This window comes from uncultured Limosilactobacillus sp., assembly GCF_934202705.1.
In the GTDB taxonomy this organism is placed as follows: Bacteria; Bacillota; Bacilli; order Lactobacillales; family Lactobacillaceae; genus Limosilactobacillus.
Genome location: NZ_CAKPYE010000007.1, coordinates 29,670 through 44,418 on the forward strand (window position 1 = coordinate 29,670; position 14,749 = coordinate 44,418).

The window sequence follows — 14,749 nt, forward strand, 5'->3', positions numbered from 1 at the left end:
CACTTCTTTACAAAAATTCAACCTGACCATCAGCAAGTGACTTGATTTGTGCCAAAGAGTAGACCTCGACACCCTTATCCCGTAATTCTTTACCACCAGGCTGGAAACTCTTTTCAATCACAATTCCTGCACCGGCCACTTGCACCCCGGCTTGGTCAGCAATCTCCATCATCCCTTCAACCGCCTGACCATTAGCCAAAAAATCATCAATTAGTAATACTTTTTCGCCAGTTTCGACGTACTTTTTGGAAATCGAAATCCGATTAGTCGTTTTCTTCGTATATGAATAAACATCCGCCGTATACATATTATTGTTGAGCGTTAAACTCTTGTGTTTTCGGGCAAAAATGACCGGCCGATGCATAGCTAAACCGGTCATTACGGCTGGAGCAATTCCTGAAGATTCAACCGTCCAAATTTTCGTAATTCCTTGATTAGCAAAATGCTTGGCAAATTCTTGACCAATCTTATACATTAAATCCGTGTCGACTTGGTGATTTAAAAAAGCGTCTACTTTTAAAACGTTACCTGGTAAAACAGTCCCATATTGTTCAATCTTATCTTTTAATTCTTGCATAATTTTCTCCTAACGATCGTATTGGTCTAAGTGATAAGTTTTAATCACGCCAATTAACTTACTTGCGTAGTCTGGATCTGTTGCGTAGTTGGCGTCCTGAAGTGCTTGGGCAGCTTGACGATAGTTATCCGCATCAATCACCCTTTGGTAATTTTCCTTCTTGTACTGCGTCCCATTCAGCATTAATTGAGTATGGTCCTTAATAGAGGCTGACCAACTTGGATAAACTTTAAAGCGGTCTTTAATCACCACCCACTTTCCATGGGTATACTCTTTAGTGGTCATCAGCTTCGAATTAGCTCCTGAACCCTTGATTCCAAACAAATTATGGTAATTGGCAGCTAACTTACTCGTTCCCCAATTAGATTCCAAAATGGCTTGAGCCATTGTAATCGATGCCTTGATATGGTATTGGTCTTGCATTGCTTGCGCTTCTGGGGCAATGGCTTTAATAAAAAGCTGTTTGGAATGCTGTTGTTTTTCAATAATCTCTTGCTGTAAATGTCTTTGATATAAATGGTGACCTACATAGCCAGCCGTTAAAACAACTAAGATCACCAAAATTACAGTTAACCATTTTGATGAACCAGAACGTTTCTTTCGTCGCGAACTCGTTCGTCGTTTTCTTTTACGCGCCACAGTCTGTTGACTCCTTTATTGAATATTCTAATGTAATAATTCTACCGCATTTTCCACTGGATTTTAAATTAATTTAATATTAAAAAACCGGTTGGTCATTAATTACCAACCGGTTTGTTTTTATGACAATGATTTTAATGGAACTGCATTCCACCATCCACTTCAAGGGTTTGACCAGTCACATAGTCAGAATCTGGACCAGTAAGAAAGGCCACAGCATTAGCAACGTCTTCAGGTTCAGAGAGGCGTTTCAAAGCAATGTCCTTGGCAAAGGTTTGCATCCCCCACTCATCATTTTGACCAGCATTTTGGCCAACCTTATGGGCGATGTCGTACATCATTGGTGTCTTAACGATTCCTGGAGCAAAGGCATTCACCGTTGTCCCTTCTTCCGCCAACTCACGAGCAACAACCTGGGTAATTCCACGAATGGCAAACTTAGAACTCGAGTAAACAGTTAAGTTTGGGTTCCCCACAACCCCCGCTTGAGAAGTAGCGTTAATAATCTTACCTGGATGGCCTAACTTCTTAAAAGCCTGATGTGCAGCTTGAATGCCCCAAATTGTGCCATAAACATTAATTGTATAAACATAATCCAGGTCATCCTTAGTAACAGTGTCAATTGGAGTCGTTGGAGCGACACCAGCATTATTAACCATCACATTAAAATCACCAAACTGATCAATAGTCTTATCAACTGCAGCAAAAATTTCGTCCCGTTTAGAGACATCTGCAGTCACTGGAAAGGCTTCGCCACCAACTGATTCAATTTCCTTGGCAACTTTTTGAAGATTGTCCATATGACGAGCTACTAATGCCACCGCAAAGCCATCCTTAGCAAGACGCTTAGCAATTGCTTCACCAATTCCTTGACCGGCTCCAGTAACTAATGCAACTTTTTTTGCCATAATAATCGCTCCCTTGTGTGAAACTTTTCTCAAACTAGTTTAATTTTAAGCGAAGCGATTTATCAAGTCAACGAAAAAAAGCACCAGGCAGATCCTGACGCTTTTATTTTGAAACGATAATCGAAATTAACGCTTACTAAATTGAGCAGCCTTACGAGCCTTCTTCAGACCTGGCTTACGACGTTCCTTCATCCGTGGGTCACGAGTTAAGAGACCAGCCTTCTTCAAGGCATCACGAAAGTCAGGGTCGACAGCGAGTAAAGCACGGGCAATTCCATGACGAGTTGCACCGGCTTGGCCAGAGAAGCCACCACCGTTAACGTTAACTAATACGTCATATTGACCTTCAGTTTGCGTTACGGCAAATGGTTGATTAACAATGGCACGTAAGTTAGCAAACGGAATGTAGTCTTCGATTGCTTTGCCGTTCATAGTAATCTTACCAGAACCTGGTACTAAGCGGACACGTGCAGTAGAATCCTTCCGACGTCCAGTACCGCTGTATTGTACTTGTTGAGCCAATTCCGTTCCCTCCTTAGATTAAGTTAGTGATATCGAGTTTTTCAGGCTTTTGAGCTGCATGACTGTGGTCTTCACCAGCGTAAACGTGCAACTTCATACCCATCTTACGACCAAGCGGGGTGTGTGGAAGCATCCCTTTAATGGTTTGTTCAACCATCTTGGCTGGTTCTTCAGCAAGGAAGTTACCAGCAGTCCGTTGCTTTAAACCACCTGGGTGATTTGAGTGACGGTAGTAAATCTTCCGACTAGCTTTCTTACCAGTTAACTTAACATCTGCTGCATTGATAACAATCACATTGTCACCAGTATCAACATGAGGGGTGAACGTTGGCTTGTTCTTACCACGTAAGATTGAAGCAACAACGGATGCCACACGACCTAAAGAAACGTCTTTGGCGTCAACGATGTACCACTTACGGTCAACTTCACCAGGTTTTGCCATGTATGTCGTTCTCACGATTAAGTCCTCCAATTTTTGTCTTTCTTTTACAATAAATTGTGTACCGAGTAATTTATGGAAAAGAAATACCAGCTACTAGTGTACTTGATTATCCCTTATCAGTCAATGGTTTATTCAAGTTATTCACCACCATAGTCAACATTAACTAGATAAAGTCCACTAGCCGGGGCAGTCATCCGTGCTTCTTGACGATCACGTGCAGCTAAAACTCGTGGAACATCATTGGCTGGCCGTTGACCACATCCAATTTCCAATAATAATGCCACCATAATACGAACTTGATTATATAAAAAACCATTGCCTACAAATTCAAACACCACTTCATGATCATGATCTTCATAATAAACTTTTGCTTCATAAATCGTCCGCACATTACTCTTCGCTTGAGATCCAGAAGCCACAAAACTTGTAAAATCATGAGTACCCACCAAGGCTTGTGCTGCTAGATCCATTTTTGCAACATCAACAGGATATTTAAAATGCGCCGTATAGTTCCGCTTAAAGGGATTCACAAACTCGCCTTGCGTAACTCGATAGCGGTACCTTTTTCGGTGAGCATTATAGCGAGCATGGAACTCCTGCGAAACAATCTCTGCTTTTTTCACAATAATGTCCAGTGGTAACTGACTGTTTAAAGCGCGCACCATTGATTTTTCAGGAATATGATAAGGAAAGTCAAAGTGTGCCACTTGATTCAATGCATGGACGCCTGCATCCGTTCTTCCTGACCCAATAATCGCAATCGCTGGGTCTGGATTTTTGGCCATCCGATTAACAATCGTTTTGAGAGTTTGCTCAATCGTCCGCTTATGGGGTTGAATTTGAAACCCGGAAAAATTAGTACCATCATATGCAAAAGTAATTTTATAACGAATCAAAACGTTCTCCAATCAGAATAATCTTAATCCAAATAGAATCAATGTAATAGCAATTAGCAAGATTATCGCCAGTGTATCCTGCCGGTGCCAAACTAGCAAACGATACTTGGTCCGTTGACCATTTGGACTATACCCTCGTGCTTCCATGGCAACTGCCAATTCTTCGGCACGTTTAAAAGCAGAGACAAATAATGGAATCATCACGGGTACTAATTTCTTCGCTCGCTGATAAAAATTCCCCGTGTTAAAGTCCATTCCACGTGCCCGTTGTGCATTCATAATTGTGGATACCTCATCCATAATCGTGGGAATGAACCGTAAGGCAATCGAAAGCATCATCGCAATCTGGTTAACCGGAACTTTTAAATAGTTCAATGGCTTCATCAAGCTTTCAATCGCATCAGCTAATTGTAAGGTTGTAGTAGTGACTGTTAAAACTGTAGAAATGGTAATAATATACGCAAACCGAACAATTAAATACAGTGATTGGACGATTCCAGACGAAGTAACACTCATAAAGTGCCATTGCCAGTAGATCTGTCCACCTGAAGAGAATAATAATTGAACTGCAGCGGTGATAATAATAATCCACATTAATGGCCGAATTCCCGCCCAATACATCTTTAATGAAACTCGGCTTAACTTAATTAAAACTAGTAAAATGGCGCCAAGCCAAACATTGGTCCAGACATTATTTGCAAAAAACACTAAGATTACATACCAAAAGCAAGCAACAAATTTAAGGCGCGGATCTAGACGATGAATGATTGATGATGTTGGCACATATCGTCCAAAAATTACTTTACTGCCCATCACTAATCATCCTCTTCTTTTGGCTCTTAATAATTTCTTCAGCAATACTATCAATTGTCAACGGCGTGCCATTAATTAAGCCTTGCTCACGTAATTGTCGGGCAAAAGCAACCGTTTGTGGTTCCGCCAAGCCAATTGAACTGACAAGGTCATGATTAGTAAACAGTTGATTAGGAGTCCCTTGAAAGACTACTTCTCCCTTTTGCAAAGCAATCACTTGGTTTGCATATTCCACAACCTGCTCCATTTGATGAGTAATTAAAATAATCGTAATCCCTTGTTTGTACAGTTGTTGTACAATTTGCATCAACTCGCGCTGGCCACTGGGATCTAGTCCCGCCGTTGGCTCATCTAAAATTAGAATGGATGGTTTCATAGCCAAGACACCAGCAATCGCCACTCGACGCATTTGTCCCCCAGATAATTGAAATGGCGAATGATCAAATAATTGTTCAGGAAATTTTAGCAACCTAAGTGCCTCTTGCGCCTGTTCGCGAGCTTGACCCTCTGATAATCCCTTATTAAGCGGCCCAAACATTACATCTTGAATGACTGTATCAGCAAATAATTGCGTCTCTGGGAACTGAAAGACAAAGCCAATATGGTGCCGTAATTTGGTATATTCATCTTTGGATGAATGATGGTTGACTGTTTGGTTTTGGACAGTAATTTGACCTGAAGTGGGTGTCAATAAACCATCGACCAATTGCATTAACGTCGATTTACCACTACCAGTTGGACCGATGATTGCCGTAATCTGATGTTCCATAATCTGAACAGTAACATCTTTCAAAGCATGATGAGCGAATGATGTCCCATTCTCATAAATATAATTTAGTTTTCGGATGTTAACTGCTGGTTTAACCATTTATTCATTTGCTCCTCAGTCAGATACTGCGATGGAACTTGCATTCCTTTTGATGCTAATCTTCTCTTTAATTCTTCAGTAAACGGTAACTTGAGTTGGTACTGGTTAAGAAGGTTGGTATCGCATAAAATCTTATGGGCCTGATCAACAGCTACAATCCTCCCCTGATCCATAATCACAATATTATCAGCATAGGTTGCTTCAACGGGATCATGAGAAATAGCGATAATTGTAAAGCCCTTTTCAACTTTTAATTTCTTTAAAAGTCGCAAAATTGTCTGCCGCGCCACTGGGTCCAACATGCTTGTTGCCTCATCAAAAATCAAAATTTTAGGACGAAGACTTAGAATTCCTGCAATTGCCACCCGCTGCTTTTGCCCACCAGAAAGCATACTTGGTTCCTTTGTAGCATAGTCTTGCATGACGACATCATTTAATGCTTGTTTTATTCGAAAATCCATCTCTGACCTTGGCACCCGATGATTCTCCAAGCCAAAAGCCACGTCATCTTCCACCGTAGTACCAACAAATTGATTTTCTGGATTTTGAAAAACAAAGCCAACATTTTGATGAATTTCAGGTAAATTATCTTCACTAACGGCAACCCCATCAACAAAAATCGATCCACTATCTACCGGCATCAAACCATCAATTAACCGTGCTAGTGTACTTTTGCCACTTCCATTATGACCGATAATCGTAGTCCACTGGTTAGCAGGAAAAGTGGCAGAAACATGCTGCAACGTTGGTTTTTGATTACCTGGATATGTATAAGAAACATCATGAATCTCAATAATCGCCATGCTTTTTTCCTCCCCGTTAGTTTTCTGATATTATTCTACCAAAAAGATTGTCTTATATGTATATGTATAAAAAAAATCACTTACAATTGCCGCGCGTGATTTCCCACATTCAAGCTAGACTAAGGAATTGTATCCCATCATCATGACGCTTTATACCATCAATTGTAGTGATTCTTTATTACGATTAATTAATCAACTAAACTAGACCAGTTCCAAAATAACCATCTTGGCCCCATCACCACGACGTGGCATGGTCTTCAAAATCCGTGTGTAACCACCATTACGGTCAGCATACTTTGGTCCAAGTTCTTCAAACAGGTTTTGAAGAGCTGATTGTACCTTAATGTCATCGCCATCTTCCTTCACATCAGCAACAACATTTCGAACAAATGAAGCAGCCTTACGACGTGATGAAAGATCACCACGCTTAGCAAGAGTGATCATTTGATCCATGGTCTTGCGAACTTCCTTTGCCTTTGGTTCAGTAGTTTTAATTGAACCATTAACAATTAAATCAGTTGTTAAGTCACGTAATAAAGCTTTACGTTGTGAACTAGTACGTCCTAACTTACGGTAACTCATGAAGTGCTCCCTCCTTTTACTTTTATAAGTTAATCTTCTTGACGAAAGCCAACACCAAGTTCATTTAACTTGATCTTAATTTCATCTAACGACTTTTGACCAAGATTTCGAACCTTCATCATATCAGCCTCAGTTCTTTCAGTTAAATCTTTAACAGTCTGAATATCAGCCCGCTTAAGACAGTTATATGAACGAACTGATAAATCAAGTTCTTCAATTGTCTTGTCAAGTACCTTTTCCTGGTGTGATTCTTCCCGTTCAACCATCACTTGGGCGCTCTGAGCTTCTTCAGTTAAGTTAACAAACATTGTTAAGTGTGACGTAAGAATCTTAGCAGCCAGACTTACAGCCTCTGTCGGTGTTAATGAACCATTGGTCCAAACGTCAAGAGTTAGTTTGTCGTAATCATTATTTTGACCAACCCGAGTATTTTCAACGGTGTAATTTACACGTTCGATTGGGGTATAGATGGAATCAATTGGCAAAACTCCAATTGCTAAATCCATTCTTGCTTTATTATCATCAGCAGAGGAGTATCCACGACCCTTATCAGCAGTCATTTGGATGTGCAATTCAGCGCCATCAGCAACTGTAGCAATGTGAAGATCAGGATTTAAAACAGTAACATCGCCATCACCTTGGATGTCCCCAGCTGTTACTTCTGCAGGACCTTTAACATCTAATTCAAGATTCTTCTGATCTTCAGAATCAATCCGTAAAGATACTTTCTTCAAATTTAAAATAATTTGAGTAACATCTTCAGTAACTCCATCAACAGTGCTAAATTCATGCAAAACACCATCAATACTAATGCTGGTAATAGCAGCACCTGGTAATGAAGCAAGCATAACACGACGAAGAGAGTTCCCAAGGGTCGTCCCGTAACCACGTTCTAGTGGTTCAACAACAAACTTACCGTAATTATCGGTTTCTTCAACTTTGTGAATGTTTGGCTTTTCAAATTCGATCATTCTACTCTAGTACCCCTTTCAAAACGTGGATCGTATTTTCCAGAAAGGCATCTGGCTTAAACATCGCCGTAGATGCACTACTAAACACGACGACGCTTTGGAGGACGAGAACCGTTATGTGGTACAGGAGTTACATCACGAATTGCAGTAACTTCTAGACCAGTTGCTTGAAGTGCACGAATAGCAGATTCACGACCAGAACCTGGACCCTTAACAGCAACTTCAACAGTCTTCATACCATGTTCCATTGCTTGCTTTGCAGCGGCTTCAGAAGCCATTTGTGCAGCAAACGGTGTAGACTTACGACTACCCTTAAAGCCTAAAACACCAGCTGATGACCAAGCAACAGCGTTTCCTTGAACATCAGTAATCATAATTAAAGTGTTATTGAAAGTTGAGTGAATATGAGCTACTCCAGTTTCAACATTCTTTTTTGCACGACGCTTCCGCGTTTTCTTAACTGCCATAAACTAACTAACCTCCTTTACTTATTTATTTCTTCTTGTTAGCAATTGCAACGGCCTTACCCTTACGAGTACGGGCGTTATTCTTCGTGTGTTGACCACGGACTGGTAATCCACGACGATGACGCATTCCACGGTAAGAACCGATTTCTTGAAGACGCTTGATATTTAATGAAACTTCACGACGAAGATCACCTTCAACCTTAACGTTTTCAACTTGCGCACGAATCTTTTCTTCTTGATCCGGCGTTAGATCACGTACACGAACGTCTTCAGAAACTCCAGCATCAGCCAAAATTTTCTGCGCAGTTGAGTTACCAATACCATAAATGTATGTTAAGCCGATTACAATTCGCTTGTCACGAGGTAAATCGACACCAGCAATACGAGCCATTTTTACACCTCCTATTCTTAAAAATTACTTACCTTGGCGTTGCTTGTGCTTAGGGTTAGAGCAAATAACCATAACCCGACCACGACGCTTGACGATCTTGCAATTATCGCACATCTTTTTTACAGATGGTCGTACTTTCATTGTAAAAATCCTCCTCTAGTATAGACTAAGACCTATTTAAACCGGAAAGTAATCCGACCCTTAGTCAGATCATATGGCGACATTTCAACTTTAACACGATCCCCTGGTAAGATCTTAATATAGTGCATACGAATCTTACCAGAAACATGTGCTAAAATTTCAACCCCATTTTCCAGTTGAACTTTAAACATTGCATTAGGTAAAGTTTCTGTAACCTTACCCTCAACTTCGATTACATCAGCTTTTGCCACTGAATGGTTCCTCCTTGCCGGACTTGAAATTACGTAAAAAGGTGGGTGCAAAAAGCTACCCACTACGAGCTAGATAAACCTTGCATAGTTTAACATAGACCGCCATTTTGCGCAAGAGTATTAATATCACCGATTTTAAAGGTTATCTAATACTTGCTTAACATCTTGATAAACCTTATCAATATCTTGTTCACCATTGATTTGGTGCAAAACACCCTGTTTTTCATAAAAATCTACTAGCGGTGTATTTAACTTAATGTTAACATCCAAGCGATTTTTTACAGTAGCCGGTTTATCATCATCACGTTGGAAGAATTCATGATGTCCACAAACGTCACAAGTTCCTTCAACTTTTGGTTGATTATAAAGCTTATGATATGTTGCACCACAATTCTTACAAATAAACCGACCAGATAAGCGATCAACCAAAACATCTGGCTCAACGTGAATATTTATGACAGCATCCAATTTCCGTCCATCACTCTCAAGCATTTCATTCAAAGCTTTCGCCTGAACTAAATTTCTTGGAAAACCATCTAACATAAAGCCGCTTTTCGTATCATCTTCAGATAAACGTTCCTTGACAATGCCATTTGTAACTTCATCAGGTACTAATTCACCTTTATCGATATACTTCTTAGCTTCCTTTCCCATTGGCGTACCATTTTTCATAGCCGCCCGGAAAATATCCCCAGTAGAAATATGAGGAATATCGAAGTCTTCAACAATTCTTTGTGCTTGAGTGCCTTTACCGGCACCTGGTAAACCCATCAAAACTAGGTTCATACTCATAACAGTGTCCTCCTAATTACTCATGGATAAATCCAATATACTCACGCTTCATCGTTAAACCATTCAATTGACGGTTAACATCTAAAGCGATTTGAACAACAATTAATAAACTAGTACCACCTAAACCAATTGATTGGCTCAAGTTCCAAACATTGCTAGCAATCAATGGAATTAATGAAATAATTCCAAGGAAAAGTGAACCAACTGTTGACAAACGCATTAGTAAATGTGAAACAAAAGTTTGAGTCCCTTTTCCAGGCCAAACACCTGATATATAACTACCTTGCTTTTGTAAGTTCTCAGCTAACTTTTCAGGATTAACTTGAACAAACGCATAAAAGAACGTAAAGATAATAATCAGTAATGTATAAAGGGTAATCCCAGGGCCGGATTGCATATTAAAAATGCTTGTCATGATCTGGTACCAAGAATCACCACCATGTGTTCGTTGAAAAGCCATTAAGATAGTTTGCGGCGTTGAAATGAATGATCCAGCAAAAATAACCGGAATAACACCGGAAACATTAATCTTTAGTGGCAAATAACTACTCTTTGGTGAAGTAGTTGTCCTTCTTGTATATTGAATTGGTAACCGTCTTTCTGCTTGTTGAACCCATGTCACAAAGGCAACAATGATTAACAAACAAAGTGCAACTACTGCTATAAAACCAATTCCAGCCCAAAGTGCTGATCCGGATTCACCAACAATTTGGTCATCCCACAACTGTTGCAGTCCCTTAGGAAACTGTGCAACAATTCCGGCAAAAATTAACATTGAAACTCCATTACCTAATCCACGCTCAGTGATCATATCACCTAACCAGGTGGCAAACATTGTTCCTGCAGTTAATATTAAACCAATTGTCAAATATGTTTTCACACCCGGATTGTTCACCAATTTAATAGTGCTCAATGCATTAAATCCGGCCGTAATTCCGATTGATTGGATGAAACCTAGTAGAATAGTCAACCATCTTGTCGCTTGATTCAGCTTTCGTCGACCAACTTCTCCTTGTTTACTCCATTCAACAAATTTTGGCACGATGTCCATCTGTAACAACTGAACAACAATTTGTGCTGTGATGTAAGGCGACACTCCCATTGCAAACACGGAGTAGTTTTCAAGACCCCCACCACTAAACGTATTCAAAATCGAAGCCAAACCAGTTGAGGAAATTTGTGCTAATGCTGCTGCATTAACACCTGGCACAGTGATGGATGCACCTAACCGATAAACAATCAATACAAACAAAGTAAACAAAATCTTACTGCGAATTTCTTTAACTTTGATTGCATTTTTGACGGTTGTGAACATTAGATCACCTCAGTCTTACCACCTGCTGCTTCAATTGCACTAACAGCTGAGGCGGAGAACTTATTAGCTTTGACAGTTAGCTTCTTTGCTAACTTACCGCTTCCAAGAATCTTAATGCCATTCTTAGCGTTCTTTACAATACCAGCTTCAACTAATACGTCTGGTGTTACTTCAGCACCATCATCAAATTTGTTAAGAGCTGCCAAGTTAACTAAAGCATAATCTTTATGGTTCATACTTGTAAAACCACGCTTTGGCTTTTGACGGTACAAAGGCATTTGGCCCCCTTCAAAACCAAGACGAGTCTTTCCATGAGCCTTTTGTCCCTTGGTACCACGGCCAGAAGTAAAACCATGACCTGATGATAAGCCACGTCCCTTACGGAGACGCTTAAAACGGGATCCTTCAGAAGGCTTTAATTCATTTAATTTCATTAGGTTGCACCTCCTTATTTTAAAATGTATTACTTAACTTCTTCAATTGAAACTAAGTGAGCAACTTTGAAAATTGCTCCACGAGTAGCTGCGTTATCTGGGAGGATAACAGAGCTATGTAACTTACCGAGCCCTAAGGCCTTAACTGTCCGACGTTGAGTTGGTTCACGGTGGGCAGCACTCCGGATTAAAGTAACTTTAACTTTAGCCATTATTTTGTCCTCCTATTATTCTGCGAGATGTTCAGCAGAAACACCACGAAGCTTAGCAACTTCATCGGCACTCTTCAATGACTTCAAGCCTTCAAATGTTGCACGAACAACATTAATTGGGGTGTTGGAGCCTAAACGCTTTGAAGTAACATCCTCGACACCTGCGAGTTCCATAACATTACGTACGGCACCACCGGCAGCAACACCAGAACCTTCAACGGCTGGCTTAAGCATAATCTTACCACCACCGAATGTACCAATAACTTCATGTGGAATCGTAGTACCAACTTTTGGTACTTCAATTAAGTTCTTTTGAGCCGCGGCCGAAGCCTTGCGAATTGCTTCAGGAACTTCTTGAGCCTTACCAGTACCAAAGCCAACGTGACCATTACGGTCACCAACAACAACTAAGGCAGCAAACCGCATCCGCCGACCACCTTTAACAACCTTAGTAATTCGGTTGATAGCAACAACTTGGTCATCAAGATCTAGCTTAGCTGGGTCAATATAAGTTGATTTAGCCATTACGGGTTATTCCTCCTTCTTATTAGAATTGCAGTCCGTTTTCACGAGCAGCTTCAGCCAGGGCTTGAACACGACCATGGTAAAGGTAACCACCACGATCAAAAACTACGTTGGTAATGTTCTTTTCGTTAGCACGCTTAGCAACTAATTCACCAACACCTGCAGCCTTTTCTGACTTAGTTTCGCCGTTAACTTCACTGTCTAAAGTTGAGGCACTTGCGAGCGTCACACCCTTTACGTCATCAATAATTTGAGCGTAAATGTTTTTGTTAGAACGGTAAACACTTAAACGTGGGCGCTCTGCAGTACCAGAGATCTTGCCGCGTACGCGCTTATGACGACGTTGACGGACTTTATTCTTATCTGGTTTTGAAATCACAACTGTCACCTCTATATTTTAATTACTTATTATTTAACTAACTAATAAGTACGAATTACTTACCAGTCTTACCTTCCTTACGAATAATGTGTTCATTTTCGTAACGAATACCCTTACCCTTGTAAGGTTCTGGTGAACGTACTGAACGTACATTAGCAGCAAATTCACCAAGTTCTTCTTTATTGATACCACTAATTTCAATAGTAGTGTTATTTGGAACCTTTACTTCAAGGTCTTCTGGAACTTCGACTTCAACAGGGTTGGAGTAACCAACAGTAAGAACTAACGTCTTGCCTTTCATTTGTGCACGGTAACCAACACCAACAAGCTTCAAAGTCTTGGAGTAACCTTTAACAACACCTTCAACCATGTTATTAACATTAGCACGAGTTGTTCCATGTAAAGAACGGTTACGGTTATCATCTTTGGAACGGTCGAATTTTACGACGTTACCATCTACGGTCATCGTAATTAGTGGAGAAATTTCACGGGATAAAGTTCCCTTTGGTCCCTTTACGGTAACAACATTGCCTTTTTGTGAAACTTCAACGCCTTCAGGTAAGTCAATTTCCTTGTAACCAATACGACTCATAAATACACCTCCTATCGACTATTCTTTTTACCAAACGTAAGCAATAACTTCGCCGCCGACCTTCTTGGCGCGAGCAACTTTATCAGTAACAACACCATTTGATGTTGAAATGATAGCAATGCCTAAACCATTAAGAACCTTTGGTACAGCATCTGCCTTAACGTATGTCCGAAGACCAGGTTTAGAAATCCGCTTCAAACCAGAAATAACTTGTTCCCCATCTTGACCATACTTTAAGAACACACGAATGATGCCTTGTTTGTTGTCATCAACATATTCAACATCGCGTACGAAACCTTCTTGCTTCAAGATTTCAGCAATGTCCTTCTTCATCTTTGATGCAGGTGCTTCAACTGTTTCGTGATGTGCCATATTAGCATTACGAATACGAGTTAAGAAATCTGCAATTGGATCACTCATAGACATCGATGTTTTTCCTCCTTTTGTCGAATTGTTTACCAACTAGCCTTCTTCATGCCAGGGATTTTACCTTCATGGGCAAGGTCGCGTAAGCAAAGCCGGCATAGGTGGAATTTACGGTAAACTGAGTGTGGACGACCACAACGTTCACAACGTGTATATTCACGTGATGAGAACTTAGCTGGACGCTTACACTTAGCAATCAATGATTTTTTAGCCACTTTTGTGAAACCTCCCTTTTACTTAGCGAATGGCATACCCAATTGTGCCAATAATTCATGTGATTCTTCGTCAGTGTTTGCAGTAGTTACAATTACGATATCTAAACCACGGACACGCTTAACATTATCATAATTAATTTCTGGGAAAATTAATTGTTCACGAACACCTAAAGTGTAGTTTCCACGACCATCAAACGATTTGTTTGATACACCATGGAAGTCACGAACACGAGGCAATGATACATTAACTAACTTATCTAAGAAATCATACATACGTTCACCACGTAATGTAACCTTAGCACCAATTTTCATACCTTCACGCAAACGGAAACCGGCAATTGATTTCTTAGCCTTAGTAATCATTGGCTTTTGACCAGCAATTAAACCTAATTCTTCGACAGCTTCATCAAGGTTCTTTGAGTTCTGTGTTGCATCACCCACACCCATGTTTAAAACGATCTTCTCAATCTTTGGCGCAGCCATCACAGAAGAATAGTTAAACTTTTCAATTAGTGATGGGCGAACTTCATTTTCGTATTTAGCCTTTAAACGGTTTTCCATGAGAAATTATTTCCTCCTTTCCTTAAT

The 14,749-nt window shown here is 40.3% G+C and carries 25 protein-coding genes; all 25 read right to left on the reverse strand.

Annotated features, from left to right (window positions below; genetic code table 11):
* Positions 1 to 7: 7 nt before the first annotated feature.
* Entirely contained in the window at positions 8 to 577 is a 570-nt protein-coding gene (locus Q0C76_RS05685) for a xanthine phosphoribosyltransferase (RefSeq protein WP_295730807.1), read from the reverse strand.
* A 9-nt stretch (positions 578 to 586) separates the two neighbouring features.
* The gene (locus Q0C76_RS05690; protein ID WP_295730809.1) at positions 587 to 1,216 is read right to left on the reverse strand and encodes a glycoside hydrolase family 73 protein; all 630 of its coding nucleotides are present in this window, start codon (positions 1,214 to 1,216) and stop codon (positions 587 to 589) included.
* 134 nt (positions 1,217 to 1,350) lie between these two features.
* Positions 1,351 to 2,124, reverse strand: coding sequence for a (S)-acetoin forming diacetyl reductase (locus Q0C76_RS05695; RefSeq protein ID WP_295730811.1), 774 nt, complete (start codon positions 2,122 to 2,124; stop codon positions 1,351 to 1,353).
* Between the two features lie 126 nt (positions 2,125 to 2,250).
* A complete protein-coding gene (rpsI, locus tag Q0C76_RS05700; protein ID WP_006916646.1) occupies positions 2,251 to 2,646 on the reverse strand; it encodes a 30S ribosomal protein S9 in 396 nt (131 codons plus the stop codon).
* Positions 2,647 to 2,659: 13 nt separating this feature from the next.
* Positions 2,660 to 3,103 carry a 50S ribosomal protein L13 gene (rplM, locus tag Q0C76_RS05705; RefSeq protein ID WP_006916645.1) on the reverse strand — a complete coding sequence of 148 codons (444 nt, stop codon included), beginning with the start codon at positions 3,101 to 3,103 and terminating at the stop codon, positions 2,660 to 2,662.
* 122 nt (positions 3,104 to 3,225) lie between these two features.
* On the reverse strand, positions 3,226 to 3,984 hold the full coding sequence (truA, locus tag Q0C76_RS05710) for a tRNA pseudouridine(38-40) synthase TruA (RefSeq protein ID WP_295730816.1): 759 nt from the start codon (positions 3,982 to 3,984) through the stop codon (positions 3,226 to 3,228).
* 12 nt (positions 3,985 to 3,996) lie between these two features.
* Complete coding sequence (locus Q0C76_RS05715) at positions 3,997 to 4,797, reverse strand: energy-coupling factor transporter transmembrane protein EcfT (protein WP_295730818.1); 801 nt, start codon at positions 4,795 to 4,797, stop codon at positions 3,997 to 3,999.
* Positions 4,787 to 5,665: an energy-coupling factor transporter ATPase gene (locus tag Q0C76_RS05720; protein ID WP_295730820.1), complete on the reverse strand. Its 879-nt coding sequence runs from the start codon at positions 5,663 to 5,665 to the stop codon at positions 4,787 to 4,789. The genes Q0C76_RS05715 and Q0C76_RS05720 overlap by 11 nt, the downstream gene beginning before the upstream one ends.
* Entirely contained in the window at positions 5,632 to 6,468 is an 837-nt protein-coding gene (locus Q0C76_RS05725) for an energy-coupling factor transporter ATPase (RefSeq protein WP_295730822.1), read from the reverse strand. Before Q0C76_RS05725 ends, Q0C76_RS05720 begins: the two co-directional genes overlap by 34 nt.
* Before the next feature lie 201 nt (positions 6,469 to 6,669).
* Positions 6,670 to 7,050: a 50S ribosomal protein L17 gene (gene rplQ, locus Q0C76_RS05730; protein ID WP_295730825.1), complete on the reverse strand. Its 381-nt coding sequence runs from the start codon at positions 7,048 to 7,050 to the stop codon at positions 6,670 to 6,672.
* Between the two features lie 29 nt (positions 7,051 to 7,079).
* Positions 7,080 to 8,021 carry a DNA-directed RNA polymerase subunit alpha gene (locus tag Q0C76_RS05735; protein ID WP_295730827.1) on the reverse strand — a complete coding sequence of 314 codons (942 nt, stop codon included), beginning with the start codon at positions 8,019 to 8,021 and terminating at the stop codon, positions 7,080 to 7,082.
* Positions 8,022 to 8,101: 80 nt separating this feature from the next.
* Positions 8,102 to 8,488 carry a 30S ribosomal protein S11 gene (gene rpsK / locus Q0C76_RS05740; protein ID WP_006916639.1) on the reverse strand — a complete coding sequence of 129 codons (387 nt, stop codon included), beginning with the start codon at positions 8,486 to 8,488 and terminating at the stop codon, positions 8,102 to 8,104.
* 25 nt (positions 8,489 to 8,513) lie between these two features.
* Entirely contained in the window at positions 8,514 to 8,879 is a 366-nt protein-coding gene (rpsM, locus tag Q0C76_RS05745; protein ID WP_295730831.1) for a 30S ribosomal protein S13, read from the reverse strand.
* A gap of 24 nt (positions 8,880 to 8,903) precedes the next feature.
* Positions 8,904 to 9,020, reverse strand: coding sequence for a 50S ribosomal protein L36 (gene rpmJ / locus Q0C76_RS05750; protein WP_006916637.1), 117 nt, complete (start codon positions 9,018 to 9,020; stop codon positions 8,904 to 8,906).
* A 32-nt stretch (positions 9,021 to 9,052) separates the two neighbouring features.
* Positions 9,053 to 9,271 (reverse strand): translation initiation factor IF-1, encoded by a 219-nt coding sequence (gene infA / locus Q0C76_RS05755; RefSeq protein WP_006916636.1) that lies wholly within the window; start codon positions 9,269 to 9,271, stop codon positions 9,053 to 9,055.
* Between the two features lie 135 nt (positions 9,272 to 9,406).
* The gene (locus tag Q0C76_RS05760) at positions 9,407 to 10,057 is read right to left on the reverse strand and encodes an adenylate kinase (RefSeq protein WP_295731000.1); all 651 of its coding nucleotides are present in this window, start codon (positions 10,055 to 10,057) and stop codon (positions 9,407 to 9,409) included.
* Positions 10,058 to 10,079: 22 nt separating this feature from the next.
* Positions 10,080 to 11,378, reverse strand: coding sequence for a preprotein translocase subunit SecY (secY, locus tag Q0C76_RS05765; protein WP_295730837.1), 1,299 nt, complete (start codon positions 11,376 to 11,378; stop codon positions 10,080 to 10,082).
* Entirely contained in the window at positions 11,378 to 11,812 is a 435-nt protein-coding gene (gene rplO / locus Q0C76_RS05770; protein WP_295730840.1) for a 50S ribosomal protein L15, read from the reverse strand. The genes secY and rplO overlap by 1 nt, the downstream gene beginning before the upstream one ends.
* A 29-nt stretch (positions 11,813 to 11,841) precedes the next feature.
* Positions 11,842 to 12,024 (reverse strand): 50S ribosomal protein L30, encoded by a 183-nt coding sequence (gene rpmD / locus Q0C76_RS05775; protein WP_006916632.1) that lies wholly within the window; start codon positions 12,022 to 12,024, stop codon positions 11,842 to 11,844.
* Between the two features lie 15 nt (positions 12,025 to 12,039).
* A complete protein-coding gene (rpsE, locus tag Q0C76_RS05780; RefSeq protein WP_295730843.1) occupies positions 12,040 to 12,549 on the reverse strand; it encodes a 30S ribosomal protein S5 in 510 nt (169 codons plus the stop codon).
* A gap of 22 nt (positions 12,550 to 12,571) precedes the next feature.
* On the reverse strand, positions 12,572 to 12,928 hold the full coding sequence (rplR, locus tag Q0C76_RS05785; RefSeq protein ID WP_295730845.1) for a 50S ribosomal protein L18: 357 nt from the start codon (positions 12,926 to 12,928) through the stop codon (positions 12,572 to 12,574).
* Positions 12,929 to 12,983: 55 nt separating this feature from the next.
* Complete coding sequence (gene rplF / locus Q0C76_RS05790; RefSeq protein WP_295730847.1) at positions 12,984 to 13,520, reverse strand: 50S ribosomal protein L6; 537 nt, start codon at positions 13,518 to 13,520, stop codon at positions 12,984 to 12,986.
* 27 nt (positions 13,521 to 13,547) lie between these two features.
* Positions 13,548 to 13,946, reverse strand: a complete 399-nt coding sequence (rpsH, locus tag Q0C76_RS05795) for a 30S ribosomal protein S8 (RefSeq protein WP_006916628.1) — start codon at positions 13,944 to 13,946, stop codon at positions 13,548 to 13,550.
* Between the two features lie 29 nt (positions 13,947 to 13,975).
* Positions 13,976 to 14,161 carry a type Z 30S ribosomal protein S14 gene (locus Q0C76_RS05800; RefSeq protein ID WP_295730849.1) on the reverse strand — a complete coding sequence of 62 codons (186 nt, stop codon included), beginning with the start codon at positions 14,159 to 14,161 and terminating at the stop codon, positions 13,976 to 13,978.
* An 18-nt stretch (positions 14,162 to 14,179) separates the two neighbouring features.
* Complete coding sequence (gene rplE, locus Q0C76_RS05805) at positions 14,180 to 14,722, reverse strand: 50S ribosomal protein L5 (RefSeq protein WP_295730851.1); 543 nt, start codon at positions 14,720 to 14,722, stop codon at positions 14,180 to 14,182.
* Positions 14,723 to 14,749: the final 27 nt, after the last annotated feature.

What these genes read in the sequence shown, in the direction of transcription:
- Q0C76_RS05685 (WP_295730807.1), bottom strand. Translation starts at nt 577, where the DNA reads ATGCAAGAATTAAAAGATAAGATTGAACAATATGGGACTGTTTTACCA.
- Q0C76_RS05695 (WP_295730811.1), bottom strand. Translation starts at nt 2,124, where the DNA reads ATGGCAAAAAAAGTTGCATTAGTTACTGGAGCCGGTCAAGGAATTGGT.
- Q0C76_RS05715 (WP_295730818.1), bottom strand. Translation starts at nt 4,797, where the DNA reads ATGGGCAGTAAAGTAATTTTTGGACGATATGTGCCAACATCATCAATC.
- Q0C76_RS05720 (WP_295730820.1), bottom strand. Translation starts at nt 5,665, where the DNA reads ATGGTTAAACCAGCAGTTAACATCCGAAAACTAAATTATATTTATGAG.
- Q0C76_RS05725 (WP_295730822.1), bottom strand. Translation starts at nt 6,468, where the DNA reads ATGGCGATTATTGAGATTCATGATGTTTCTTATACATATCCAGGTAAT.
- rplQ (WP_295730825.1), bottom strand. Translation starts at nt 7,050, where the DNA reads ATGAGTTACCGTAAGTTAGGACGTACTAGTTCACAACGTAAAGCTTTA.
- Q0C76_RS05735 (WP_295730827.1), bottom strand. Translation starts at nt 8,021, where the DNA reads ATGATCGAATTTGAAAAGCCAAACATTCACAAAGTTGAAGAAACCGAT.
- rpsK (WP_006916639.1), bottom strand. Translation starts at nt 8,488, where the DNA reads ATGGCAGTTAAGAAAACGCGGAAGCGTCGTGCAAAAAAGAATGTTGAA.
- rpsM (WP_295730831.1), bottom strand. Translation starts at nt 8,879, where the DNA reads ATGGCTCGTATTGCTGGTGTCGATTTACCTCGTGACAAGCGAATTGTA.
- rpmJ (WP_006916637.1), bottom strand. Translation starts at nt 9,020, where the DNA reads ATGAAAGTACGACCATCTGTAAAAAAGATGTGCGATAATTGCAAGATC.
- Q0C76_RS05760 (WP_295731000.1), bottom strand. Translation starts at nt 10,057, where the DNA reads ATGAACCTAGTTTTGATGGGTTTACCAGGTGCCGGTAAAGGCACTCAA.
- secY (WP_295730837.1), bottom strand. Translation starts at nt 11,378, where the DNA reads ATGTTCACAACCGTCAAAAATGCAATCAAAGTTAAAGAAATTCGCAGT.
- rplO (WP_295730840.1), bottom strand. Translation starts at nt 11,812, where the DNA reads ATGAAATTAAATGAATTAAAGCCTTCTGAAGGATCCCGTTTTAAGCGT.
- rpmD (WP_006916632.1), bottom strand. Translation starts at nt 12,024, where the DNA reads ATGGCTAAAGTTAAAGTTACTTTAATCCGGAGTGCTGCCCACCGTGAA.
- rpsE (WP_295730843.1), bottom strand. Translation starts at nt 12,549, where the DNA reads ATGGCTAAATCAACTTATATTGACCCAGCTAAGCTAGATCTTGATGAC.
- rplF (WP_295730847.1), bottom strand. Translation starts at nt 13,520, where the DNA reads ATGAGTCGTATTGGTTACAAGGAAATTGACTTACCTGAAGGCGTTGAA.
- rpsH (WP_006916628.1), bottom strand. Translation starts at nt 13,946, where the DNA reads ATGTCTATGAGTGATCCAATTGCAGATTTCTTAACTCGTATTCGTAAT.
- rplE (WP_295730851.1), bottom strand. Translation starts at nt 14,722, where the DNA reads ATGGAAAACCGTTTAAAGGCTAAATACGAAAATGAAGTTCGCCCATCA.